At 69.1% G+C, this 24,589-nt stretch carries 22 protein-coding genes and 1 pseudogene; 14 read left to right on the forward strand and 9 right to left on the reverse strand.

All coding sequences use genetic code 11. The annotated features are described in order from the left end of the window. Positions 1 to 84 precede the first annotated feature (84 nt). Genes FHS23_RS11155 through FHS23_RS11165 form a run of 3 tightly spaced genes read left to right on the forward strand, consistent with a single transcriptional unit; the run spans position 85 to position 3,925 of the window. Complete coding sequence (locus FHS23_RS11155; RefSeq protein WP_183652724.1) at positions 85 to 816, forward strand: NUDIX hydrolase; 732 nt, start codon at positions 85 to 87, stop codon at positions 814 to 816. Then, a complete protein-coding gene (locus FHS23_RS11160) occupies positions 813 to 1,955 on the forward strand; it encodes a 5'-methylthioadenosine/S-adenosylhomocysteine nucleosidase family protein (RefSeq protein WP_183652726.1) in 1,143 nt (380 codons plus the stop codon). The genes FHS23_RS11155 and FHS23_RS11160 overlap by 4 nt, the downstream gene beginning before the upstream one ends. Continuing rightward, entirely contained in the window at positions 1,952 to 3,925 is a 1,974-nt protein-coding gene (locus FHS23_RS11165) for a hypothetical protein (protein WP_183652728.1), read from the forward strand. The genes FHS23_RS11160 and FHS23_RS11165 overlap by 4 nt, the downstream gene beginning before the upstream one ends. A gap of 15 nt (positions 3,926 to 3,940) precedes the next feature. On the opposite strand, the gene FHS23_RS11170 is transcribed toward FHS23_RS11165, so the two are convergent. Beyond that, entirely contained in the window at positions 3,941 to 5,050 is a 1,110-nt protein-coding gene (locus FHS23_RS11170) for an NAD(P)H-dependent flavin oxidoreductase (protein WP_183652730.1), read from the reverse strand. Positions 5,051 to 5,105: 55 nt separating this feature from the next. Then, positions 5,106 to 6,722 carry an AMP-binding protein gene (locus FHS23_RS11175; protein ID WP_183652732.1) on the reverse strand — a complete coding sequence of 539 codons (1,617 nt, stop codon included), beginning with the start codon at positions 6,720 to 6,722 and terminating at the stop codon, positions 5,106 to 5,108. Between the two features lie 154 nt (positions 6,723 to 6,876). Between FHS23_RS11175 and FHS23_RS11180 the strand changes: the two genes are divergently transcribed. From FHS23_RS11180 to FHS23_RS11190, 3 genes and pseudogenes are all read left to right on the forward strand, one after another. After that, positions 6,877 to 7,665, forward strand: a complete 789-nt coding sequence (locus FHS23_RS11180) for a crotonase/enoyl-CoA hydratase family protein (RefSeq protein WP_183652735.1) — start codon at positions 6,877 to 6,879, stop codon at positions 7,663 to 7,665. An 83-nt stretch (positions 7,666 to 7,748) separates the two neighbouring features. After that, a pseudogene (locus tag FHS23_RS23185) lies at positions 7,749 to 7,829 on the forward strand (transcriptional regulator); the annotation flags it as partial. A gap of 23 nt (positions 7,830 to 7,852) precedes the next feature. Next, entirely contained in the window at positions 7,853 to 8,353 is a 501-nt protein-coding gene (locus tag FHS23_RS11190; protein ID WP_183652741.1) for an SRPBCC domain-containing protein, read from the forward strand. Between the two features lie 88 nt (positions 8,354 to 8,441). Here the strand turns inward: FHS23_RS11190 and FHS23_RS11195 are convergent, their stop codons facing one another. Next, complete coding sequence (locus tag FHS23_RS11195; RefSeq protein WP_183652744.1) at positions 8,442 to 10,034, reverse strand: acyl-CoA synthetase; 1,593 nt, start codon at positions 10,032 to 10,034, stop codon at positions 8,442 to 8,444. 130 nt (positions 10,035 to 10,164) lie between these two features. On the opposite strand from FHS23_RS11195, the gene FHS23_RS11200 reads away from it, so the two are divergent. The 3 genes from FHS23_RS11200 to FHS23_RS11210 are packed head-to-tail and all read left to right on the forward strand — an operon-like array spanning position 10,165 to position 13,397. Further along, a complete protein-coding gene (locus tag FHS23_RS11200; RefSeq protein WP_183653842.1) occupies positions 10,165 to 11,169 on the forward strand; it encodes a Zn-ribbon domain-containing OB-fold protein in 1,005 nt (334 codons plus the stop codon). An 11-nt stretch (positions 11,170 to 11,180) separates the two neighbouring features. Beyond that, a complete protein-coding gene (locus FHS23_RS11205) occupies positions 11,181 to 12,233 on the forward strand; it encodes a thiolase domain-containing protein (protein ID WP_183652747.1) in 1,053 nt (350 codons plus the stop codon). A gap of 3 nt (positions 12,234 to 12,236) precedes the next feature. Continuing rightward, positions 12,237 to 13,397 (forward strand): thiolase domain-containing protein, encoded by a 1,161-nt coding sequence (locus tag FHS23_RS11210; protein WP_183652751.1) that lies wholly within the window; start codon positions 12,237 to 12,239, stop codon positions 13,395 to 13,397. Between the two features lie 233 nt (positions 13,398 to 13,630). Here FHS23_RS11210 and FHS23_RS11215 read toward each other — a convergent pair whose 3' ends face one another. Beyond that, positions 13,631 to 14,857, reverse strand: coding sequence for a cytochrome P450 (locus tag FHS23_RS11215; protein WP_183653845.1), 1,227 nt, complete (start codon positions 14,855 to 14,857; stop codon positions 13,631 to 13,633). A 231-nt stretch (positions 14,858 to 15,088) separates the two neighbouring features. Here FHS23_RS11215 and FHS23_RS11220 point away from each other — a divergent pair, with 231 nt between their 5' ends. After that, the gene (locus FHS23_RS11220) at positions 15,089 to 16,249 is read left to right on the forward strand and encodes a steroid 3-ketoacyl-CoA thiolase (RefSeq protein ID WP_183652764.1); all 1,161 of its coding nucleotides are present in this window, start codon (positions 15,089 to 15,091) and stop codon (positions 16,247 to 16,249) included. Between the two features lie 122 nt (positions 16,250 to 16,371). On the opposite strand, the gene FHS23_RS11225 is transcribed toward FHS23_RS11220, so the two are convergent. The 5 genes from FHS23_RS11225 to hsaA all read right to left on the reverse strand — a co-directional run bounded on the left by FHS23_RS11225 (position 16,372) and on the right by hsaA (position 20,734). Continuing rightward, on the reverse strand, positions 16,372 to 17,112 hold the full coding sequence (locus tag FHS23_RS11225) for an SDR family oxidoreductase (protein WP_183652768.1): 741 nt from the start codon (positions 17,110 to 17,112) through the stop codon (positions 16,372 to 16,374). 75 nt (positions 17,113 to 17,187) lie between these two features. Further along, positions 17,188 to 17,757 carry a 3-hydroxy-9,10-secoandrosta-1,3,5(10)-triene-9,17-dione monooxygenase reductase subunit gene (hsaB, locus tag FHS23_RS11230; protein ID WP_183652771.1) on the reverse strand — a complete coding sequence of 190 codons (570 nt, stop codon included), beginning with the start codon at positions 17,755 to 17,757 and terminating at the stop codon, positions 17,188 to 17,190. Further along, positions 17,754 to 18,653, reverse strand: a complete 900-nt coding sequence (gene hsaC / locus FHS23_RS11235) for an iron-dependent extradiol dioxygenase HsaC (protein WP_183652774.1) — start codon at positions 18,651 to 18,653, stop codon at positions 17,754 to 17,756. The genes hsaB and hsaC overlap by 4 nt, the downstream gene beginning before the upstream one ends. Next, entirely contained in the window at positions 18,653 to 19,498 is an 846-nt protein-coding gene (hsaD, locus tag FHS23_RS11240) for a 4,5:9,10-diseco-3-hydroxy-5,9,17-trioxoandrosta-1(10),2-diene-4-oate hydrolase (protein ID WP_183652777.1), read from the reverse strand. The genes hsaC and hsaD overlap by 1 nt, the downstream gene beginning before the upstream one ends. 33 nt (positions 19,499 to 19,531) lie before the next feature. Then, positions 19,532 to 20,734 (reverse strand): 3-hydroxy-9,10-secoandrosta-1,3,5(10)-triene-9,17-dione monooxygenase oxygenase subunit, encoded by a 1,203-nt coding sequence (gene hsaA / locus FHS23_RS11245; protein WP_183652780.1) that lies wholly within the window; start codon positions 20,732 to 20,734, stop codon positions 19,532 to 19,534. A gap of 350 nt (positions 20,735 to 21,084) precedes the next feature. Here hsaA and FHS23_RS11250 point away from each other — a divergent pair, with 350 nt between their 5' ends. Genes FHS23_RS11250 through FHS23_RS11265 form a run of 4 tightly spaced genes read left to right on the forward strand, consistent with a single transcriptional unit; the run spans position 21,085 to position 24,516 of the window. Continuing rightward, a complete protein-coding gene (locus tag FHS23_RS11250) occupies positions 21,085 to 22,239 on the forward strand; it encodes a 3-ketosteroid-9-alpha-monooxygenase, oxygenase component (RefSeq protein WP_183652784.1) in 1,155 nt (384 codons plus the stop codon). Continuing rightward, positions 22,240 to 22,572: a hypothetical protein gene (locus tag FHS23_RS11255; RefSeq protein WP_343053829.1), complete on the forward strand. Its 333-nt coding sequence runs from the start codon at positions 22,240 to 22,242 to the stop codon at positions 22,570 to 22,572. It abuts the gene before it with no gap. Further along, positions 22,562 to 23,647, forward strand: coding sequence for a ferredoxin--NADP reductase (locus FHS23_RS11260; RefSeq protein ID WP_183652787.1), 1,086 nt, complete (start codon positions 22,562 to 22,564; stop codon positions 23,645 to 23,647). Before FHS23_RS11255 ends, FHS23_RS11260 begins: the two co-directional genes overlap by 11 nt. Positions 23,648 to 23,655: 8 nt before the next feature. Then, positions 23,656 to 24,516: a MaoC/PaaZ C-terminal domain-containing protein gene (locus FHS23_RS11265; RefSeq protein WP_183652790.1), complete on the forward strand. Its 861-nt coding sequence runs from the start codon at positions 23,656 to 23,658 to the stop codon at positions 24,514 to 24,516. Positions 24,517 to 24,589: the final 73 nt, after the last annotated feature.

Raw genomic sequence — 24,589 nt, forward strand, 5'->3', positions numbered from 1 at the left:
CCACCGACGGGCGCACGCCGGAGCCGGATGTCGTCACCCGGTCGGACCTTTCTGTCAGGTAGACAAAAAGATATGGTTCGAGCCATGTCCGACGAGAACTGGTCTCCTCCACCCGTCCTGCTCGCCGTGGACCTGGTGATCTTCACCTTGCGGCACTCGCAGCTACAGGTCCTGCTCGTCGAACGTGGCATCGACCCGTACCGGGGTCGTGCGGCGTTACCGGGAGGATTCCTCAACAACGACAGTGAGGACCTGCTGGCGGCTGCTCATCGTGAGCTCGACGAGGAAGCAGACCTCGATGCCGCACGACTGCACCTCGAACAGCTGGGCACCTACGGTGCAGCGGACCGGGATCCCCGTGGCCGCGTTGTCTCCGTGGCATATTTGGCGATCGCCCCTCACCTGCCAGAGCCCACGGCCGGTACCGACGCCGCAGGCGCCGCGTGGCGGCCAGTCGACGCGATCACCTCGGGCGAACTCCCCCTCGCCTTCGACCACGACGTCATCATCGCCGACGGAATCGAACGGGCTCGCTCGAAGCTGGAGCACACCCCGCTCGCGACGGCGTTCTGTGAACCGACCTTCACGATCTCCGACCTTCAGCAGGTGTACGAGGCCGTATGGGGAGTCGACCTCGACCCACGCAACTTCTACCGGAAAGTACAGAAGGTTCCGGATTTCATACGGCCCGTCGACGCTGAACGTCGCGTCACGAAGGGACGTCCGGCTCGACTCTTCACCGCCGGACCGGCGACCTCGCTTCATCCACCCATCCCGCGACCTGGCGGTACCGCCGAACCCGAGGGGCAGCGATGACCACTCACACGATCGTCGTACTCACCGCGCTCAATTCCGAATACCGCGCGGTCCGACGCCACCTTTCCCATTTGCGCAAGCACCGTCACGAGAAGGGAACCCGGTTCGAACTGGGGACCATTCCGGACACCCCTCACCAGGTCGCTCTCGGATTGGCCGACAAGGGGAACCATCGGGCGGCCGTCATGGCGGAACGAGCACTCACCGAGTTCGACCCTCTCGCCGTCCTGTTCGTCGGCGTGGCGGGCGGGCTGTTGAACACGCCGCTCGGCGATGTCGTGGTTGCGTCGAAGGTCTACGGCTACCACGGCGGTACCAGCGAGGACGACGGTCTCAAGGCACGCCCGGAGGCATGGCAGCTCGACCACGGGCTCAGTCAGCTGGCTCAGGAGCTGGGCCGCAGCGGCGGTTGGGCGACCGGAATCCAGGAGACGGACCGGACGCCGGCCGTGCACTTCGCGCCGATCGCAGCCGGTGAGGTCGTGCAGAACTCCGGCACATCACGCGAGGCGGTCTGGCTCCGCGAACACTTCAATGATGCGCGTGCCGTCGAGATGGAGGGAGCCGGTGTCGCTCAGGCCGGGCAACTCAACGGCGCACCGGTCGCGGTCATCCGCGGCATCAGCGACCACGCCGACGGCACCAAGACAACAGCAGCCGACGCCGTGTGGCAGCCCCGAGCGGCAGACCACGCTGCGGCGTTCGCCATCCGACTCGCCCGCGAACGGGCCGCAGAAGAGGAGCATTCACCCATGTCCCGACAGCACGATCCCGGGCCCCGGTACGTCCAGAAGGTCGACGGCGGATCGGTCGCCATCCAAGGCAGCACCGTGACGAACTCCGTCGTCGCGGCACAGAACACGGACCGCGACGTCGACGCGCCCACCGACCTTCGCCGCGAGCTGATGGACCTTCGCACCGAGCTCGAGCAACTCAGAGCCCGCAACGAACTCGACGCCGAAACGGCGCATGCCGCCCAGACCGAACTCGACACGGCGAGCGCGACGCTGACCGATCCGGACTCGACGAAGAAGTCCTTCGTGCTTGCCCTCAGGCGACTCTACGGGGTGGTCATGGGTGTCACGGATTTCGCGGCAAAGGTCGCCACACTGATCACCGCCGCGGAGGCGCTGCCATGACCAGCGAGGAGAACGAGGAACCCACGGGTGAACACGTCGCCGAGGTCCGAGAGGGAAGCGCCTCCGTCAACAACAGCGTTCTCATCGACAGCGTCGTCCATACTTCCACTCACTATCACCTCGACGGAGGGGCCTCTTACGAAGACCTACTCCGCGAAGCAATCACCATGCTCGACACGCGGGCACGAACGAAAGCCATCGAGTATCTACACGACGCGAGGGCCAAGCGTGACACGACCGAAGCCAGATTCTACCTGGCAATCGCCCTCCTCAGTAACCGTTCTTTCCGGGACCTCAAAGAGCACGAAGAACAGGAACTCCTCGGCCTTACCAGGTTTCTAAATTGGTACGACGATCAACGATGGAAGCCAGCACTGAGCCTGGTGTGCGAGCTGGCCAGACGACACCGCAACGGCGAAACCGGAGGAGAACACCTCGTTGGACAAATCAACGAGCTGGGCCCTATCCAGAAGAGGCTCATCGACGACCACCTTCGACACGTCTTGGACGGTGAGTCACGAGAACGCCTGTGGGCAGCTCGCCACCAGGACGCCCGCAACCGCCGGATCGAGAACGACCGCCGCAGTCGCGTCTGGGCGTACTTCTGCGCAAAGCCGGCAAACGCCCGAGCTCGAACGCCACGGCCGGACGCCACGACCCTAGATGATCTCGTTCGCGCCCGGGTCTGGCTCGCCGTCTTCACCGTCTCCGCGACCTACATCGGCTGGTTGACTGTATCGACAACCAACCTGCTGATGGCGGCGATCTTTCTCCTCGCCGTCGGCAGCACGTTTGTGGGTGTTCGCTGCGGGGTCGACTGGCACTATCGAAGTCGACGCGTCGCCGGCAAGGATCGGCAGTACACATTCGACCCGTTCAAGCGGCGTTCGGACAGCGGATTCGCCGGAGACGTGACGTTCTACTTCGACAGGTACTTCCGCAGGTATGCACCCGAGGGTGTCGATGAACACGTCTACCTCAAGGAGGTCGCCGGCTTCAAGGCGTTTCTTCGCGACGAGATCGTAGAGATATACAGAGAACAAAAGGTGGGTTGCAGCAATGTGCGCTGGCTCATCCGCGATCTCGCAAAGGAGGTCCAGAGCCGCTACGAAGACCGGAAATTGCATGCTTACCACGAGCGTTACCGAACACCGACAGCCATCAAACGGTGGTGCGTACTCGGCGTTCTCTCGGCGGCAGCAGGATGGATCACGACCGTCGTGCAGCTGTCCTCGCTATCTCCTCTCCGCACAACAATAGCCGTGCTGATCGCCGCGACAGCGGGAGCAGTCAGCATGCTCCGGTGGGACCACATCGTTCTCGAGCGTCGCCGGGCGTTCGATGACCGCGTCGAGTACGACGAGGAGATCGCACAGCGTGAACGATGGCTGGAAGAATGGAAGCAGAAGATCGACGATGCACTTCCAAGCGAAACGGAGATGCAAAGCTGGCTGGAATACGACCTCACCCTATTGCTCGACCAAATCCTCAAGACCTATCGACTGTCGTGGAAAGACGTGATCCGGGACGCCACTCTCCTGTCACCACCCGACAAGCGACACCGAGCTCGTATCAGGAACGGGCCGTGGCGATACACACGCTACGAAGTCCACATCTTTCTGCTGACCAAGGACGGCGTTCGCGAGGTCACCACCGAGCTCGACTTCAAAGGGATCCGATTCGGAGCCCAGTCGAGGCACAATTTCCGCTTCGACGCCGTCTCTTCCATCTATGTCGAACGCGCGACGAATGGGAGCCATCAACTCCAACTGTCACTCATGAACGGTGATCCGAGGCCGATCCGTGTCGCCGATACCGTGGTGGACGACGACCTCCGGGAGGGCGAGGACCCGGACCGGATCGCCGAAATGAACCTCGATGCCTCCGGTTTCGTCCACACCTTGCGACTCCTGGAAGGCATTGCGGCCGAGGGCAAAGAGTGGATCCGGCGCGAACCGGTGCACCGATGATCGGGAGTTACCTCCTCAGGCGTCGTCGATCGCGGTGAGCTTGCCGACGGCGGCGGAGAAGCCGGCCGTCAGCTCCGCGACGATGTCCGCGACCGGGCGCACCTCGTTCATCCGGCCCACGATCTGGCCGACGGGCATCGACACGACCGACGGGTCGGTCGAGGCGTGGATCCGGTTGTGCGCCGGCGCCACGAGCAGGTTCTGCAACGGCATCGGCAGCGGGTGCGGGGCGTCCGGCTGCGACCACGCCTCCGTCCACCGCGTCTTCAGCAGCCGCGCCGGTTTGCCGGTGTAGATCCGCGTCCGCACCGTGTCGGCCGACGTGGCCGCCAGCAGTGCCTGCTGCATCGGCTCCGACGACGGCATCGTCTCGAGATACTCGCGGGTGCCCAGCCAGATCGACCCGGTCCACACCCCGGCCGCACCGAGCGCGAGCGCCGCCGCGGCCTGCCTGCCCGAACCGATACCGCCCGCAGCCAGCACCGGGGCCCGATCGCCCACCGCGTCGACGATCTCCGGCAACAGCACCATCGACGCGATCTCACCGGTGTGCCCACCCGCTTCGTGACCCTGCGCCACGACGAAGTCCACGCCGTTGTCGACGTGGCGCACCGCGTGCTCGGCCTTGCCCGCGAGCGCCGCCACCGGCACACCGCGGGAGTGGGCCTGCGCGATGACGTCCGGCGGCGGCGAACCGAGCGCGTTGGCGATCAGCGCGATCGGATGTTCGAGGGCCACCTCGACGTGCGAACGGGCCACCGAGTGCAGCCAGCCCAGCACGCCGTCGCGGCCCTGGCCCTCGGGCAGTTCCGGCACACCCAGCTGCGCGAGCGTGCGGTCGACGAACTCCCGGTGCTCCTCCGGGATCAGCGTCTCGGGATCGATGCCCTTGACCTCGTCGGGCACCTTCGCCGGCATCACGACGTCGACGCCGTACGGTTTGCCGTCGGTGTTGGCGTCCATCCACCCGAGCACCTTGTCGAGCTCGTCGGCGTCGTTGAATCGCACACAGCCGAGCACTCCGAGCCCGCCCGCACGGCTGATCGCCGCCGCGACGTGCTCGGACGGGGTGAAGCCGATGATCGGCACGTCGATGCCGAGGGTGTCGCACAGGGACGTGCGCATCGATGATCCTCCTACGCTGGGTCCGGCCGGACTTCGGCGCCGACCTGCAGCCGGTTCAGGCGGCCGTCTTCTCGGTGTCGGGCGCGTGGGCGGCGGCGTGTCGCTGGGCCCACGGATAGTCGGGCTTGCCACTCGGGAGCCGCTCGACCTGCGACACGAGCCAGATGCTGCGCGGCACCTTGTACCCCGCGACCGCACCGCGAACGTGCTCCTCGATCGCGGTCAGGTCGAGCTGCGCTCCCGGCCGCGGTTCGACGAGCGCGCCGACACGCTGGCCCATGCGCTCGTCCGGCACGCCGATGACGAGCGCGTCGAACACGTCGGGGTGCGATTTGAGCGCACCCTCGACCTCCTCGGGAAACACCTTCTCCCCGCCGGTGTTGACGCACTGCGACCCGCGGCCGAGCAGCGTGACAGTGCCGTCCTCCTCGTAACGGGCATAGTCGCCGGGCACGACGTAGCGCGCTCCCCCGGCCTCGACGAAGATCGTGTCGCTCTTGGCCCGGTCCTTGTAGTAGCCGAGTGGGACGTGCCCGCGCCTGCCGATCCGGCCGACCGCACCCGGTTCGGCCGCCACGATCCCGCCGTCGTCGTCGAGCAGCACGGCGTCCTTGCCGAAGTTCACCCGAGGGCCCGCCGAGTGGTCGTCGTCGCGGCCCATCATGCCGATGCCGGTGAAGCCGCTCTCCGACGAACCGATCGCGTCGGTCAGCACGAGGTTCGGGAACTCGGCGAGGTACTCCTGCTTGACCGACTGGGAGAACAGCGCCGCGTGACTCGAGACGGCGACGATCGACGAGGCGTCGTACGAGCCGGCCCGGTAGGCGTCGAGCAGCGGCCGTCCCATGGCGTCGCCGACGATCGTGAGCACGTTGACCCGGTGCCGTTCGATGGCGCGCCAGACCTCGTCGGCGTCGAACTGCGGCACGAACACGACCGTGCCGCACTCGAAAAGCGCACCGAAGGCAGCCCACTGCGCCGCGCCGTGGATCAACGGTGCCGCGGGCAGGCGCACCATCGCGCCGTCGCGACCCTGTTCGGCCAGTGCCCACTCGTCGGGTACGTACTCCCCGGTGAGGAAGTCGATCCCGCCGCCCAGCGCGCGGAAGACGTCCTCGTGGCGCCACATGACGCCCTTCGGATACCCGGTGGTGCCGCCGGTGTAGAGGATGTAGAGGTCGTCGCCACTGCGCTCCGGGAAGTCGCGCTCCGGCGAACCGCCCGCCATCGCGTCCTCGTACCGGACGGCGCCGGGCACCGCCTCGGCGTCGCTACCGTCGTCGACGACGAAAACGTGTTTCAGGTCCGGTAGCGACGGCAGCACCGCCGCGACACGGTCGGAATACTGCCGCTCGTACATCAGCGCGACGACGTCGCCGTTGTCGAGCAGGTAGCTCAGCTCGGCCTCGACGTAGCGGTAGTTGACGTTGATCGCGATGGCGCGGAGCTTGTACGCCGCGAACATCGTCTCGATCATTTCCAGGGAGTTTCGGGAGTACACGCCGATGTGATCACCCTTGCCGACCCCGACGGACGCCAGGTGGTGCGCGAGCCGGTTGGCCCGCTCGTCCAGTTCGGTGTAGGTCAGGCTCCGGTCACCACAGACGACCGCGGTGCGATCGCCCGCGACGTCGACGGCGTGCTCCAGCAGGTCTGCGATGTTGAAGGCCACGACGAACAAACTAGAACATGTTATCGTTCACGGCAATGGTGGAGTTCCGCGGAACCGATCCCGGAACCCCGGACGGCCGACGAGTCGGACCGCCGGCGATGCCCGCGACGACCGCGCACCACCGGCAGCACATCCGACGGGCGAAAGGACCCACATGACCGACGCGCACGCTCTGGTGGAACAACGCGGCCACACCCTCGTGGTGACGATGAACCGGCCGGAGGCGCGCAACGCGCTCACGGCCGACATGCTCGCGATCATGACCGAGGCCTGGGACCGGGTCGACGAGGACACCGAGATCCGCAGCTGCGTGCTGACCGGTGCGGGCGAGACGTTCTGCGCGGGCGCGGATCTGAAGGCGATGAACAGCAACCGCCCCTCGGACGCGTTCGACAAGGGCACATTCGACCCGAGCCGCATGGACGGCCTACTCAAAGGCCGCCGGTTGACCAAACCGCTCATCGCCGCAGTCGAAGGTCCCGCGATCGCGGGCGGTACCGAGATCCTTCAGGGAACCGACATCCGGGTCGCGGGCGAGAGCGCGACGTTCGGCGTCTCCGAGGCGCGCTGGGGACTGTTCCCCCTCGGCGGCTCGGCGGTGCGCCTGCCGCGGCAGATCCCCTACACGGTCGCCGCGGAGATCCTGCTGACCGGCAGGCACATCACCGCGGCCGAGGCGCGCGACATCGGCCTGGTGGGCCGCCTCGTCCCCGACGGCAACGCCCTGGACACGGCTCTGGAGATCGCCGAGGTGATCGCCGCGAACGGCCCGCTCGCCGTGCAGGCCATCCTCCGCACGATGCGCGACACTGAGGGGATGCACGAGGAGGAGGCCTTCAAGCTGGAGTCCCAGTACGGCGTCGGCGTGTTCGCCAGCGAGGACGCCAAGGAAGGCCCGCGCGCCTTCGCCGAGAAACGCACCCCGAACTTCCGCGCCCGCTGAGGCCGAAAGGCACGGCACCCCTCGCCTGCGGCGAGGGGTGCCGACGCGGCACGCCGACGTGCCCTTGACGACGACGGCGGTTCTCACAGCCGGGTGTGTCGCAGCATCTCAAGGTGCTGCGTGACAACGGGTTCACCCGCGTCCGCACAGCGGGCACCCGCCGCGGCCACCGAGACAGGAGGACGACATGACCGCCACCACCCCGCTCGGCCGGGTGCTGCGCGACGAACACGGGATACGACTGGAGTTCGTACGTACCTACGACACCGACCCTGCCGACGTGTGGTCGGCGCTCACCGACTCCGAGCGACTGGGCCGCTGGTTCGGCACCTGGAGCGGCGATCCCGCGGCCGGGACGGTGGAGCTGCGCACGGGATTCGAGAACGATGCCGGCCCGCAGACCGTCATCATCGTGGAGTGCGAGGAACCAACACAGCTGGTCGTCGACCTGCCCAGCCCCGAGGACACCTGGCGCCTACAGCTCTCGCTGACCGCGAACACCGACGGATCCACCACCCTGGTCTTCGTCCAACGCCTCGCCGAGCCCTACGACGCCACCGGCGTCGGCCCGGGCTGGCACTACTACCTCGACCGACTCGGCGCCGTCATCGCCCACACCCCCGTCGACCAGGATTGGGGCACCGACTACTACCCCGCCCTCAGCGACGCGTACACGCTGCCCGACTAGAACCACGGTCGGCCGGAAGGCCCAGCGGTCACGCTCACGGCAGCGGACTCCTGCGCGCGGGAGCAACCAGGTGCCCATGACGCACCACTCAGATGGCGCGGTCGCGGCCTTCCCAGTAGGGGTCCCGCAGGCGGCGCTTGTACAGCTTGCCGTTGGGGTCGCGCGGCAGGCTGTCGCGGTAGTCGATGCTCCTGGGCAGCTTGAACTTCGCCAGCCGGCCGCGGGCGTAGTCGAGCAGTTCCTCGGTCAGCTCGGCCGAGCCGTCGACGCCCTCGGCGGGCTGTACGACGGCCTTGATCTCCTCACCCCAGTCGTCGTGCGGCACGCCGAACACGGCGACGTCGGCGACCTTGGGATGCACGGCCAGCTCGCCTTCGATCTCGGCGGGATAGATGTTCACCCCACCGGAAATGATCATGTCGCTCTTGCGGTCGTGCAGGTACAGGTAGCCGTCCTCGTCGAGGTGGCCGATGTCGCCGAGCGTGAACAGTTCGCCCACTTTCGCGCGCTCGGTCTTCTCCCTGTCGTTGTGGTACTCGAACCGCGAACCGCCCATCTGCAGGTACACCGAACCGGTCTCTCCCGCGGGCAGTTCGTTGCCGTCGTCGTCGAGGATCCTCACCGTGGAGTTCGGCCACGGCCTGCCCACCGAGCCGGGTTTGCGCAACCATTCGCCGCCGCTGATGACGGTGCCGCCGCCCTCGGTCGCGGCGTAGTACTCGGTCACGACCGGTCCCCACCAGTCGAGCATCCGCCGTTTGATCTCGTCCGGACACGGGGCGGCGCCGTGGATCATCACGCGCAGCGACGACACGTCGTAGCGCAGCCGGGTCTCGTCCGGCAGGGCCAGCAGCCTGCGGAACTGCGTGGGCACCATGTGGCTGTGCGTCACGCGATGACGCTCGATGAGCCGCAACATCTCCTCCGGATCCCAGCGGTCCATCAGCACCGCCGGATGCCCGAGCTGGATGGAGATCGCGACGAAGTTGAGGACCGCGGTGTGATACAGCGGCGACCCGCACAGGTGGACGTGCCCGTCGAACGGTGCGATGCCGAAGATCGCGAAGAAGCCGCGGTTGGCCGGTGACACCTCGTCCGGGTCGGCGCCGGTCAACGGCCGCCGCACGCCCTTCGGCTTGCCGGTCGTGCCGGAGGTGTAGAGCATCGGCGACCCGGCCGTGCGCCGCGGCGGCCTGCCGTCCCCCTCGCCCGCGCCGAGCTCCTCGATGCGGCGGAATCCGTCGACCGAACCGACGGCGAACCTGCCGCGCGCGTCGAGACCCGCCTCGTCGGCGGCGGCGACCGCGGTGCCGGCGAACCGCTCGTGCACCAGCAACGCCTTCGCCCCGGAGTCGGTGATCAGGTAGGCCACCTCGGGTCCGGTCAGGTGCCAGTTCGCCATCACGACGTACAGCCCGGACTGGATCGCCGCGAAGTAGGCGGCGACGAGCTCGACGCCGTTCGGCTGCAGCACGACGAGGGCGTCCCCGGTCTCCAGGCCGAGCGCCTGCAGTCCCCGCGCGTACGTGTTCGCCTTCGCCGCGAGCTGACCGTAGCTGACCTCGGTGCCGTCGGGGTCGACGGCGGCGGTCAGCTCGGGCCGTTCGGCGGCAATGTTCCACAGTCCGACGGTCTCGGCAGGGCGATCGGTCGCGGGGGGCGCAGCATTCGTCGACGTCATATCCGGGAATCTAGAACTCGTTCCACATTTGGGCAACCCTGTCGGATCCAACTCGGGGCCGGGTTGCCGGATATATCGAGAACATGTTTCACTTTCGTGCGTGACTGCTGTCGAATCCGAACCAGCCGAGATGCCAGAGCAGCCGTTGTCCGCACCGCTCGACATCGGCTTCGACTACACCCGTTCGGTCGGCCCCGTACTGGGACGGTTCATGACCGCGCTCGCGCAGCGCCGCGTGCTCGGCGTCCGCGGCTCAGACGGCCGGGTCCACGTGCCCCCGGTCGAGTACGACCCGGGAACCGCCGAACCGCTCGACGAGCTGGTCGACGTCGCCGCCGAGGGCACGGTCGTGTCCTGGTCGTGGACGGCCGACCCGCTGCCCGGACAGCCGGTGCAACGGCCGTTCGCCTGGGCGCTCATCCGGCTCGACGGCGCCGACACCGCCCTGCTGCACGCCGTCGACACCGGCGGCGAACCCACGTCCGTCCGCTCGGGACAGCGCGTGCGGATCCGCTGGGCCGACGAGCCGGTCGGGCACATCCGCGACATCGCCTACTTCGTCCCGGTGACCGATCCGCCCGCCGACGCGGCACCGACCGCGCCCGCTCCCCCTGCGGCCACGTCCCCGGAGCCCGGAACCGGCGACGACACGGCATCGGTCGACACCGTCATCACCCCGGTGCACCTGAACTACACGCATTCGGCCTCGCTCGAGGAGAGCCGCTACCTCAGGGCCCTCGCCGACGGCCGTCTGCTGGGCCAGCGCTGCCCCGCATGCGGCAAGGTCTACATCCCACCGCGCGGCGCCTGCCCCACCTGCGGGGTGCCGACGACCGACGAGGTCGAGCTGCCCGACACCGGGATCGTGACGACGTTCTGCATCGTCAACGTGCCGTTCCTCGGACAGCGCATCAAGCCCCCGTACGTCGGCGCCTACATCCTGCTCGACGGCGCCGACATCCCGTTTCTGCACCTCGTGCTCGGCTGCGAGGTCTCCGAGGTGCGCATGGGCATGCGCGTGCGCGCCGCCTGGAAACCGCGCGACGAGTGGTCGACGACGCTCGAGAACATCGCGCACTTCGAACCCACGGGCGAGGCCGACGCGCCGTACGCGTCGTACGCCCACCACCTGTAGAGAGGCCGACGATGACGGAAGTCGCGGTGGTCGCGTTCGCGCAGGCACCCAACGTGCGACGGACCCACGGCACCACCAACGGCGTCGAGATGCTCGTGCCGATCTTCGACGAGGTCTACACCCGCACCGGACTGTCCAAGGCCGACATCGGATTCTGGTGTTCCGGCTCCTCGGACTACCTCGCCGGGCGGGCGTTCTCGTTCATCTCGGCGGTCGACGCGATCGGGGCGTTCCCCCCGATCCACGAGTCGCACGTGGAGATGGACGCCGCCTGGGCGCTCTACGAGGCGTGGCTGAAGATCCGCATGGGCGAGGTCGACACCGCGCTCGTGTACGGCTTCGGCAAGTCCTCGGCGGGTGACCTGCGGCGGGTGCTGTCGTTGCAGCTCGACCCCTACACGGTCGCACCGCTGTGGCCGGACTCGGTGAGCATCGCCGCGTTGCAGGCGCGGCTCGGCCTCGAATCCGGGCGGTGGACGGAGAAGGACCTGGCCGAAGTGGCCGCCCGTAGCAGGCGGGACGCCACCGGCAACCCCCGCGCACAGTTCGGCGGCGAGACCGACGTGGCGGCCCTGCTCGACGCCGATCCCGTGGCGGATCCGCTGCGCCGCCACGACATCGCCCCGGTCACCGACGGCGCCGCGGTCATCGTGCTCGCCTCGGCCGAGCGGGCCCGTGACCTTGCCGACCGGCCGGCCGTGATCGGCGGCATCGAGCACCGCATCGACACGCCCTCCCTCGGGGCCCGCGATCTGACCACCTCACCGTCGACGCGACTCGCGGGTGAGGCCGTCGGCACCGACGGCGTCGAGGTGGCCGAGCTCCATGCGCCGTTCACCCACCAGGAGCTCATCGTGCGTGACGAGCTCGGGCTCGGCGACGCGGTGCGGATCAACCCGTCCGGCGGCACCCTCACCGGCAATCCGATGTTCTCGGCCGGCCTCGCCCGGATCGGCGAGGCCGCGCAGCGCATCCTCGACGGCGAGGCCACCCGCACGCTCGGCCACGCCACCAGCGGCCCCGCACTGCAACAGAACCTGGTCACCGTCCTGGAGAGGGGCTGACACATGGCCAAGCAACGCGCCGCGGTCCTGGGCACCGGGCAGACGCACCACCGCAGCAAGCGCACCGACGTGTCGATGCCCGGCCTGCTGCGCGAAGCCGTGGACCGCGCGATGGTGGATGCCGACGTGGGCTGGTCCGACATCGACGCCGTCGTGGTCGGCAAGGCGCCGGACCTGTTCGAAGGCGTCATGATGCCGGAGCTGTTCCTCGCCGACGCTCTCGGCGCCAACGGCAAACCGCTGTTGCGCGTCCACACCGCGGGGTCGGTCGGCGGGTCGACCGCGCTCGTGGCGGCGAGTCTCGTGCAGTCCGGTGTGCACCGCCGCGTGCTGACGGTGGCGTTCGAGAAGCAGTCCGAGTCCAACGCGATGTGGGCACTGTCCATCCGGGTGCCGTTCACGATGCCCGTGGGCGCAGGCGCGGGCGGCTACTTCGCCCCGCACGTGCGGTCCTACCTGCGCCGGTCGGGGGCCCCGGAGCACGTCGGCGCCGTCGTCGCGGCGAAGGACCGGCGCAACGGCGCGCTCAACCCGCACGCCCACTTGCGCCAGTCCGACATCACCGTCGACTCCGTACGCGCCTCGCAGATGCTGTGGGATCCGATCCGCTACGACGAGACGTGCCCGTCGTCGGACGGGGCGTGCGCGATGGTCATCGGCGACGAACGCGCCGGTGACGACTCCCCCGCCCCGGCGTGGATCCACGCGACGGCGATGCGCACCGAACCGACCACGTTCGCAGGCCGGGACCAGGTGAACCCGCAGGCGGGCAAGGACGCCGCCACCGAGCTGTGGCGGCAGGCCGGTATCACCGACCCACTGTCCCAGGTGGACACCGCGGAGATCTACGTGCCGTTCTCCTGGTTCGAGCCCATGTGGCTGGAGAACCTCGGCTTCGCCGCCGACGGAGAGGGCTGGAAGCTCACGGAGGCGGGCGAGACGGCGCTCACCGGACGTCTCCCCGTCAACCCCTCCGGCGGGGTGCTGTCGTCCAACCCGATCGGCGCATCCGGCATGCTCCGCTTCTCCGAGGCGGCCAAACAGGTCATGGGCCGCGCGGGCGACTACCAGGTCGACGGCGCCCGCACAGCGCTCGGTCACGCCTACGGCGGCGGTTCCCAGTACTTCTCCATGTGGCTGGTCGGCGCGGTCAAACCCACCTGATACCACCGGCGTGTGACTCCCGGCCAGGTGTGACGGCCGGGAGCCACACGCACGACGTGGTGGGCCCCTGACCCACACCGGAATCCGCAACACGGTCCCTCGGAGGCGCAACACGGACCCCCGGAGCCGCAACACGGTCCCCGGAATCCGCAACACGACTCGCGCCCCGGGCCCACGCGCACATCGGTGGTTCAGCGCGGGGTCCGGGGCGCGGTTGCGGTCGACTTCCGTGGCTACTCGTAGGCGACCTCGTAGTGCTTGATGCCGTTGAGCCAGCCGGAGCGCAGGCGTTCCGGTGTCGACACCTCGCGGATGTCGGGCATGGCGTCGGCGATCGCGTTGAAGATCAGGTTCATCTCGAGGCGGGCCAGGTTCGCGCCGATGCAGTAGTGCGCCCCGGTACCGCCGAAGCCGACGTGCGGGTTCGGGTCGCGCATGATGTCGAACGTCTCCGGCTCGTCGAACACCTCGGGGTCGAAGTTGGCGGAGCTGTAGAACATCGCCACGCGGTCGCCCTTGCGGATGTGCTGACCACCCAGTTCGGTGTCGGCCGTCGCCGTGCGCTGGAACGCCACGACAGGTGTCGCCCAACGCACGATCTCGTCGGCGGTCGTGTCCGGGCGCTTGCTCTTGTAGAGCTCCCACTGGTCCGGGTGGTCGAGGAACGCCTTCATGCCGTGCGTGATGGCGTTGCGTGTGGTCTCGTTGCCCGCCACGGCCAACAGGATGACGAAGAAGCCGAACTCGTCGGAGGCGAGCGACTCACCGTCCACGTCGGCCTGGACGAGCTTGGTGACGATGTCGTCGGTGGGGTTCTGCCGCCGCTCCTCGGCCATCGCGAAGGCGTAGCTGACCAGTTCGGCCGAAGCGGTCAGCGGATCCACGTCGTACTCGGGGTCGTCGTAACCGATCATCTGGTTGGACCAGTCGAAGATCTTCAGCCGGTCCTCCTGGGGAATGCCGATCAGATCGGCGATCGCCTGCAACGGCAGCTCGCAGGCCACGTCCTGCACGAAGTCGCCGGAGCCCTTCTCCTTCGCGTCGGCGACGATCTGACGTGCACGTTCGCGCAGTCCGGCCTCGAGCTTGTTGATCGCGCGCGGCGTGAAGCCCTTGGACACGATGCGGCGCAGCTTGGTGTGCTGCGGGGCGTCCATGTTGAGCAGCACGAGACGATTGGCGTTGAGCCCGTCCTCGTCCATGTTCTCGTCGAACCGGACGATCGCGGTCTTCTCGCTGGAGGAGAACAGCTCGCTGTCCTTCGACACGGTTTTCACGTCTTCCAGGCGGGTCACCACCCAGAAACCGTCGTCGCCGAAGCCCGCAACGTTGTGCGGCTGGTCGTTCCACCACACGGGGGCGGTGCGGCGCAGCAGCGCCAGTTCGTCGAGCGGCAGCCGCCGCGCGAGCAGATCGGGATCGGTGAAGTCGAAACCTTCGGGCAACAGTGACGTCGTCATGCGCCGGACCTCCGCGAGCAGCGTCATGGAACTCGTTCTACCCGCCGAGTGAAGCATACGGTGTTAACTCGGTGAAGAGTTTGAGTGAACCCCGTTAACTGAATCGATTAGGATCGGGCTGATCACCACCGTCGCCGCCCGACTGCTCCGGGCGAGGCTTTCGTGGTCGCATTGATCTAAACAGGAACATGTTCTATTTTTGAGCGGTACCGACACACGAAGGAGTGCGACGTGGGCGATCCGGTCATCGTGGAAGCCGTCCGAACGCCGATCGGCAAGCGCGGCGGCGCCCTCGCCGGGGTGCATGCCGCCGAACTACTGGGCGCCGCCCAGACCGCGGTCCTCGACCGCGCCGGCATCGACCCGGCCGAGGTCGAACAGGTCATCAGCGGCACGGTCACCCAGGCTGGCGAGCAGGCGGGCAACGTCGCGCGCACCGCCTGGCTGCACGCAGGCCTGCCCGAGACGTGCGGCGCCACGTCGATCGACGCCCAGTGCGGCTCCGCCCAGCAAGCGGCGCACCTCGTTGCGGGGCTCGTCGCCACCGGGGCTATCGACGTGGGCATGGCATGCGGGGTCGAGGCCATGAGTCGCGTCCCCCTCGGAGCGAACGTCGCGGGCACGACACACCGCAGGCCCGAATCGTGGTCGGTCGATCTGCCCGACCAGTACGGCGCCGCCGAGCGCATCGCACGCCGCCGTGGCCTCTCCCGTGACGACGTCGACGGCTTCGGCGTCGCCTCCCAGCGAAAGGCCGCCGCCGCCTGGGCCGAGGGCCGGTTCGACCGCGAGGTCGTCGGTGTCAAGGCACCGGTGCTCGGCGAGGACGGAGCGCCGACGGGCGAGCACCGGCTCGTCACCCGGGACCAGGGTCTGCGTGAGACCAGCAGGGAGGCGCTCGGCCGCCTCAAGCCGGTGCTGGACGACGGACTGCACACCGCGGGGACCTCGTCGCAGATCTCCGACGGCTCCTCGGCCGTACTGATCATGGACTCGGCGCGGGCCCGCGCGCTCGGCCTGCGCCCGCGCGCCCGCATCCGCGCCCAGGCACTCGTCGGCGCCGAGCCGTACTACCACCTCGACGGTCCGATCCAGGCGACCCGACGTGTCCTCGGCCGCGCGGGGATGACGATCGACGATCCGGACCTGTTCGAGGTCAACGAGGCGTTCGCGTCGGTGGTGCTGTCCTGGCAGCAGGTGCACGAGCCGGACCCGGACCGGGTCAACGTCAACGGGGGCGCGATCGCCCTCGGCCACCCGGTCGGCAACACCGGATCGCGCCTGCTCACCACCGCGTTGCACGAACTCGAACGGCGCGACGCCGGAACCGCCCTGGTGACCATGTGCGCGGGCGGCGCGATGTCGACGGCCACGATCCTCGAGCGGCTCTGAGCTCGCCGTCCGGGCGGAGCGCCGTCCCTCCGCCCGGACGGCCGTCACTCCTCGTGCAGCTCACGGCGGAGCGGCTCGGCTGCGGCGTCCGGTCGCAGCCGAGCCGGCCGGACGCCCCGGGCTCAGCCGCGGCCGATGAACGGCATGCCGTTGGCCATGATCGTCAGGAACGGCACGTTCGCCGACAGTGGCAGGTTGACCATCGTCAGCACCGCGTCGGCCACGTGGGCGGCGTCGAACGTCGGCTCCGACTTGAGACTGCCGTCGGCCTGCGGCATCCCGACGTCGGAGAACCCGCTGGTCAGCTCGGTGGCGGCGTTACCGATGTCGATCTGGCCGCACGCGATGTCGTGAGGCCTGCCGTCGAGCGCGATCGACTTGGTCAGTCCCGTCAGCGCGTGCTTCGTGGCGGCGTAGGCGACGGTCTCCGGCCGCGGCGTGTGCGCCGAGATCGAACCGTTGTTGACGATGCGCCCGCCGCGCGGGTCCTGCTCCTTCATCATGCGCACGGCCTGCTGGGCGCACAGGAACATGCCGGTCAGGTTGACGTCGACGATCGCCTTCCAGTCCTCGACCGGCAGCGTGTCCACCGAACCGCGCGTGCCGGTGGTGCCCGCGTTGTTGAACAGCACGTCCAGCCTGCCCCACCGCTCGCGGACCGCGTCGAACAACGCCGCGACCGACTCCGCGTCGGTGACGTCGGTGGGCACGACCAGCGCCCCGGCGGACTCGCCGGCCGCCTCCAGCAGCGGGTCCCGCCTGCGCCCCGCCAGCGCGACGCCGTACCCGTCGTCGAGCAGCGCCCGCGCGACCTGCCTGCCGATCCCTGTTCCTGCACCCGTCACCACGGCAACCTTCGTCATGGCTGCAGGCTATCCCCGGCGATCGGGCCCGGTGCCGGCGTGGTCACGACCGTGGACCGGATGTGGCCGACCTGGTCAGAACCAGTCGTCCGGACGGGGCCCTCCCGGCATCGCGTCCGGTCCGGTCTCGGTGACGGTGTAGCCCCCGCGGTAGAACAGCAGGGGCCGCCTGCCGGAGGTCTCGCCGAGCGCGGTGACCCTGCCGATCACGACGTAGTGGTCGCCGGCCTCGTGGACGGTCTCGACCGCGCAGTCCACCCAGGTGAGCGCTCCGTCCAGCAGCGGGGACCCGCTCGGCGCGCGTGTCCAGGACACCGACGCGAACTTGTCCTCGCCGCGGGAGCCGAACACGGCGCTGACGTCCTGTTGCTCGCCTGCCAGGACGTTGACCGCGAACCGTCCGACACGCTCGATCACCGGCCACGTCCCGGACGTGCGGGCCGGGCAGAACAGCACCAGCGGCGGCTCGAGCGAGAGTGCGGTGAACGACTGGCACGCGAAGCCCACCGGCTCTCCGTTCTCGCACGTGGTCACGATCGCCACCCCGGTGCAGAAGTGGCCGAGCACCGACCGGAACCGTGCCGGCACGTCCGCGTCGGCCACCACCGCACCCGCCTGCCCCACCGCGTCCGCGGCGGAGGTCATGACATGCCCACCGAGAAGTCGTGTCCCCACAGGCTCACCGCGGTGCTCTCGCGGGCGATCCAGGTGTCGTCGTCGACCTGCCTGCCCTCGCACCCGAACTCGACATCGAACCCGCCCGGTGTCTTCATGTAGAACGACAGCATCAGGTCGTTGACGTGGCGGCCGAGCGTGGCCGACATCGGCACCTTCCTGCGCAGCGCCCGGTCGAGACACAGCCCGACGTCGTCGGTGCTCTCGACCTCCACCATGAGGTGGACGATCCCGCTGGGTGTCGGCATCGGCAGGAACGCCAGGCTGTGGTGCCGCGGGTTGCAGCCGAAGAACCGCAGCCACGCCGGGTCACCGTCGGCAGGCCTGCCCACGGCCTCCGGCGGCAGCCGCATCGAATCCCGTAGCCGGAACCCGAGGACGTCGCGGTAGAACTCCAGCGCCGCCGCGTCGTCGTGGGTCGACAGCACCACGTGCCCGAGCCCCTGTTCGCCGGTGACGAACCGGTGCCCGTACGGGCTGACGACCCGGCGGTGCCGCAGCGCGATGCCGTGGAACACCTCGAGTGTGTTGCCCGACGGATCGGTGAACTCGATCAGCTCGTCGACCCCGCGGTCGGCCGTCTGCTCGGCGGTGCCCTCCTTGAACGGCACGCCGTGGGCCGACAGCCGCTGCCGCACCTCCTCCAGACCGGCCGCGTTGGCCGTCTCCCAGCCCGCGGTGGCGAGCCGGTCGGTCTCGCCGGGCACGATCACCAGCCGTGCCGGGAAGTCGTCCATGCGCAGGTACAGCGCATCCGGGTTCCGGCCCTCACCCTCGACCATGCCGAGGACCTTGAGTCCGTACTCGCGCCACGCCGCCATGTCGGTGGCCTCGATGCGCAGATATGCCAGCGAACGAATGCTCATCACGTGTCCTCGAGGAAGTCGGTCGCGATCCGGTTGAACTCGTCGAAACACTCCAGCTGCGCCCAGTGGCCGCACCTGCCGAACACGTGCAGCTGCGCGCGCGGAATCGTCTTCAGTGCCACCAGCGCCCCGTCGAGCGGGTTGACGCGGTCCTCCCTGCCCCAGATCAGCAGGACGCGCTGCCGGAGCCGGTGCGCCTCGCGCCACAGCATGCCGAGCTCGTAGTCGGGCCCGGCGAACGAGGCACCCATCGCCCCCATGGCCGCGAGCGACTCCGGCGTGCTCGCGGCGGCGAACCGCTCCTCGACCAGCTCGTCGGTGATCAGCGACTGGTCGTAGACCATCACCCGGAGGAACTCTTCAAGCTTCTCCTTGCTCGGCCCCGGCGGCGCGGCGAACCGGGCGAGGTTCTTCACGCCCTCGGTCGGGTCGGGCGCGAACAGGTTCACGCTCAACCCGCCCGGCCCCATCAGCACGAGCCTGCCTGCACGGTCGGGGTGGTCCAGTGCCAGCCGTACGGCCGCGCCGCCGCCGAGCGAGTTGCCGATCAGATGGGCCTTCTCGATGCCGAGCGCGTCCATCAGGCCCACGACGGCGCTGGAGCTGTGCACGAAGTACTGGGGATGGCCGGTCGGCTTGTCGGAACGGCCGAACCCCGGCTGGTCGACGGCGATCGTGCGGAACGTCTTGGCCAGTTCCGGGATGTTGCGGGAGAAGTTGCTCCACGCCGACGCGCCCGGCCCACCTCCGTGCAGCAGGATCACCGTGTCGGCGTGCTCGGTGCCGGCCTCGTGGTAGTGCAGCCGCAAGCCGTCGGCCGTCGTGACGTACGAACCCTCGCTCATGTCGCCTCCTCGGCGGTGTCGGACATACGGCCTCTAGACCATCGCGTTCTCGACCGGCAGGCCGAACTCACCGGTGCCGAACATGGTGTACGCGCGCTCGGGGTCGTTGGCGGCGTGCACCCGGCCCGCGTGGGCGTCCCGCCAGAACCGCTGGATCGGCGTACCCGCCCGCAGCGCGCGGCCGCCGGAGTTCTCGAAGAGCCGGTCGATCGCGGCGATGGCGCGCTCGCTGCCGCGCACCTGGTCCCTGCGCACCCGCAGCCGGGTGTCGAACGGCAGCTTCTCACCCCGGCAGGCCAGCTGGTAGAGCTCGTCGATGTTGCGGGTCAGCTGCAGCCAGGCCGCGTCGATCTCGCTGGCGGCCTCGGCGATCCGCACCTTGGCGAACGGGTCCTCCTGCGACTTCTCCCCCGCGTACGCGGCGCGGACCCGCTGTCGCTGGTGCTCGACGTGCGCGTCGTAGGCGCCCTGTGCCATGCCGATGATCGGCGCCGTGATCGTGCTCGGATGCACCGAGCCGTACGGCAGGCGGTAGAGCGGCCCCGGGTTCACCTTCTGACCCGGCGTGTCCAGTTTGGACGTGAGCAGGAAGCTCAGCGTGCGGTGCTTCGGCACGAACACGTCGTCGACGACGATGTCGTTGCTGCCGGTCCCGCGCAGGCCCACGGTGTCCCACACGTCGTCGATCGCGTAGTCGGCGGCGGGCAGCAGGTAGGTGCAGAAGTCGACCGGGTTGCCCTCGGCGTCGAAGGCGGGTGCGCCCAGCAGGACCCACGTCGCGTGCCCGCAACCCGACGAGAAGCTCCACTGGCCGCTGAGCCGGTACCCTCCCTCGACGACGGTCGCCTTCCCCATCGGCGCGTACGACGAGGAGATCAGCGTGTCGGGGCCGGCACTGCCGTCGCTGCCCTCACCGCCACCCCAGACGTCCTCCTGGGCCTGCGCCTCGAACAGACCCAGGTGCCAGGGGTGCACGCCGAGGATCGAGGCGACCCAGCCGGTCGAGCCGCACGCGCTCGCGATGAGTTTCACGGCCGTGTAGAAGGTGACCGGGTCGGCCTCGAACCCGCCGTAGGGCTTCGGCTGCAGCAGCCTGAAGAACCCGGTCTCCTGCAGGGCCTTGATCGACTCGTCCGGAATCCTCCGCGCGTCCTCGGCCTCCTGCGCGCGCTCCCGCAGCACGGGCAGCAACTCCTCGATCCCGGCGATCACCGCGTGCGCGCCCTGCTCGCTCATACCTGCCTCGTTCCTTCTCCGCCGAACCACTGGGGTCCGCCTGCTCGGTGTACCTGCCCAGATTAGAACACGTTCTTGTTTTTGTCACTGGATCCCGGCCTGACCAGGCGAGAAAGCCCGTGGACCCGGCGTCGCCAGGACGAAATCACTCCTCCGCACCCCGGGTGACGCACTGCCCCCTCGGCGAAACCTGTTCCCGATCCCCGGTAGAACTGGAACACGTTCTCATCTATGGTAGGCGTCGTCGACCGTCATTCACTACGACAGGCATGCACCGCGTGCCACCGCCGCGGGCGGGAACGCGGGGCATGAGCCACGGGCAGAGCAGCCCGGAGAGCTGGAGGTTCGTCATGACGCAGGCAGGCTCCGTTCGCACGATCGACGTCGGCGCACCGCCGGAACGGTTCGCCCGCGGGTGGCACTGTCTCGGCCTCGTGGAGCACTTCGCCGACGGCAAGCCGCACGCCGTCCACGCGTTCGGCACCAAACTGGTCGTGTTCCAGGGTTCGGACGGGGAGATCAACGTCCTCGACGGCTACTGCCGCCACATGGGCGGCGATCTGACCCAGGGCGAGGTCAAGGGCAACGAGGTCGCCTGCCCCTTCCACGACTGGCGCTGGGGCGGCGACGGCAAATGCAAGTCGATCCCCTACGCCAAGCGGGTTCCACTGCGGGCCCGGACCCGCGCGTGGCGGACGTTGCAGGAGAACAACCAGCTGTTCGTGTGGCACGACCCCGAAGGCAACCCGCCGCCCGAGGACGTGACGATCCCGCGGATCGACGGCATCTTCACCGACGAGTGGAGCAACTGGACGTGGGACTCGGTCACCATCGAGGGCGCCAACTGCCGCGAGATCGTCGACAACGTCGTCGACATGGCCCACTTCTTCTACATCCACTACGGCATCCCGACGTACTTCAAGAACGTCTTCGAAGGCCACATCGCGTCGCAGTACCTGAACTCCAAGGGCCGCGCCGACATGGGCATGTCGTCCAACTACGGCGGCGAGGACAATCTCCTCGAATCCGAGGCGTCGTACTACGGCCCGGCGTACATGATCAACACACTGCACAACGACTACAAGGGCATCAAGATCGACACGGTGCTGATCAACTGCCACTATCCGGTCAGCCCGACCTCGTTCGTGCTGCAGTGGGGTGTCGCCGTGCGCAAACCGCCGGGTGTCGACGACGCGCAGGCCGACAAGATCGCGCAGAAGTTCGCCGAGGGTGTCGGTGTCGGGTTCCTCCAGGACGTCGAGATCTGGAGGAACAAGACCCGCATCGACAACCCGCTGCTGTGCGAGGAGGACGGGCCGGTCTACCAGCTTCGGCGCTGGTACGAACAGTTCTACGTGGACGTCGACGACATCGACGAGGACATGACGCAGCGGTTCGAGTTCGAAGTGGACGTCACCCGCGCCAACGAGGTGTGGGAACGGGAGGTCGCCGACAACCTCGCCCGGCAGCAGCAGGAGGCGGCCGACCGGGCGGGAGTGTCCTGAGTGGCCGCCGACGTGGCCGCCGCGGGCACCGGCGGCGGCGAGCCCGCGGGAACCGACGCCGTCCGTGCGCAGACGCGGGCCGACCGGGAGGAGTTCCTCACCGCGGGGCTCGTCCCGGTCGCCTGCCACTCCTGCGCGACAACGGTGCTGGTCAAGAAGAACAGCCCCGAGCACACGAGCATCCAGTGGGTGACCGACTCCGCGACGAGTTGCCCCGTGCTGGCCGAGCGCGTCGCGGCGGGCACGCCCGCGGCGCGCGCGGGCACCTGCGAGCGCCTGCGTGAGAGCATCACGACCGCCGAACGGGACGGAGCATTCGGGTATGAGCGGTGACGGCGCCGTGCGGGCGCAGCGGCTGCGGGTGGCCGAGGTGGTGGACGAGACCGCGGCGGCCCGGTCGATCGTGTTCGACGCCGACCTGGCCTACCGTCCCGGCCAGTTCCTCACCGTGCGGGTGCCCGGGGACGACCGCGGGCCGGTCGCGCGGTGCTACTCGCTGTCGAGCTCGCCCTTCACCGGCGAGCGCCCTCAGGTGACGGTCAAGCGCGACGGGTACGCCTCGAATTGGCTGTGCGACCACGTCGCGGCGGGCGACGAGCTCGACGTCCTGCCCGCGAGCGGCGTGTTCACCCCCGCCGATCTCCACGCCGACCTCGCGCTGTTCGCGGGCGGCAGCGGCATCACCCCGGTGCTGTCGATCGTCCGGTCCGTGCTCGCCCACGGGACGGGGTCGATGACGCTGGTGTACGCCAACGCCGACGAGCCGTCGGTGATCTTCGCGGGCGCGCTGCGCGACCTCGAGGAGACGTATCCGGGCAGGCTCACCGTGGTGCACTGGCTGGAAACGTTGCAGGGACTGCCCACGGCCGAGCGGCTCGCACCCTTCGCCCGCATGCTGCAGGGCCGGGAGACGTTCGTCTGCGGTCCGGCGCCGTACATGCGCGCCGTCGTCGAGGCCGCCAAGGCGGCAGGCACGCCGCGGGCACGGATCCACCGGGAAACGTTCGTCTCCCTCGGCGGCGACCCGTTCGCCACCGCCGAACCGGCCACGGGCTCGCCCACCGACGTCGCGGCGGACGCTCCGGAGCAGGCCACCGCTGCTGACGACGACGCCGGCGCCGCCGAGGGCGACGCGCCCGCGCGGGTGACCGTCGACCTCGACGGCACCACGACCGAACACGCCTGGCCACGCGGCGCCAAACTCCTGGACGTCCTGCTGGAGGCGGGCCGCGACGCTCCGTACTCGTGCCGGGAGGGACAGTGCAGCGCCTGCGCGTGCCGGGTCGTCTCCGGCGAGGTGAAGATGCTCGACAACGAGGTGCTCGACTCCGACGACATCGCCGACGGGATCGTGCTGGCCTGTCAGTCCCTGCCGCTCACCGACGACGTGTCGATCAGCTACGAGTAGGAGCCGCCATGCCCATCGACCCGGACCGCGCGATCGGTGCCGACCTCGGCGAGACCGCGTTCACCTGGAGCGCCTCCGACGTCCTGCTGTACCACCTCGCGCTCGGCGCGGGCGCGGCGCCGACCGATTCCCGGGAACTCCGCTACGCCACCGAAGGCGACCTGCGGGTGCTGCCCACGTTCGCCACCGTCGCCGCCACGGTCCGCGCCACCGAGCCGCCCGAGGTGCGTTTCCCCGGCATCGACATCGACCTCGCGAAGGTCGTCCACGGGTCGCAGCAGGTCGTCGCGCACCGCCCGTTGCCCACGTCCGGCAAGGCGACGGCGCGCAGCCGCATCGCCGACGTGCTCGACAAGGGCAAGGCCGCGGTGATCGTCCAGGAGACCGAGGTCACCGACGACACGGGCGAACCGCTGTGGACCGCGCGATCCAGCATCTTCGCCCGCGGCGAGGGCGGATTCGGCGGCCACCGCGGCACATCCGACCGGTCGCCGGCTCCGGACCGCGAGCCGGACCTCGTCGTCGACGTGCCGACGCTGCCCCAGCAGGCGCTGCTCTACCGCTTGTGCGGTGACCGCAACCCGCTCCACTCGGACCCCGAGTTCGCCCGCGCGGCCGGATTCGACGCGCCCATCCTGCATGGCCTGTGCACCTACGGGGTCGTGGCCAAGGCCGTCACGGACGCGGCTCTGGGCGGCGACGCGACCGCGGTCGGCTCGTGGTCGGCCACGTTCGCAGGCATCGTCCTGCCGGGCGAGACGCTGCGGGTGCGGATCTGGCGCGAAGCCGGCCGGCTGCTCGTCACCGCGACGTCGCTCGACCGTGACGAGGCCCCGGTGCTCTCCGACGCCGTCCTCGACCCGGCCTGATCGCCGCCCGCGCCCGATCCCTCGGCCCACCGCCCGAGGGACGCACGGGTGCAGGGGCGCAGGACACGCGTGC

Source organism: Prauserella isguenensis, from assembly GCF_014191605.1.
GTDB lineage: Bacteria > Actinomycetota > Actinomycetes > Mycobacteriales > Pseudonocardiaceae > Prauserella > Prauserella isguenensis.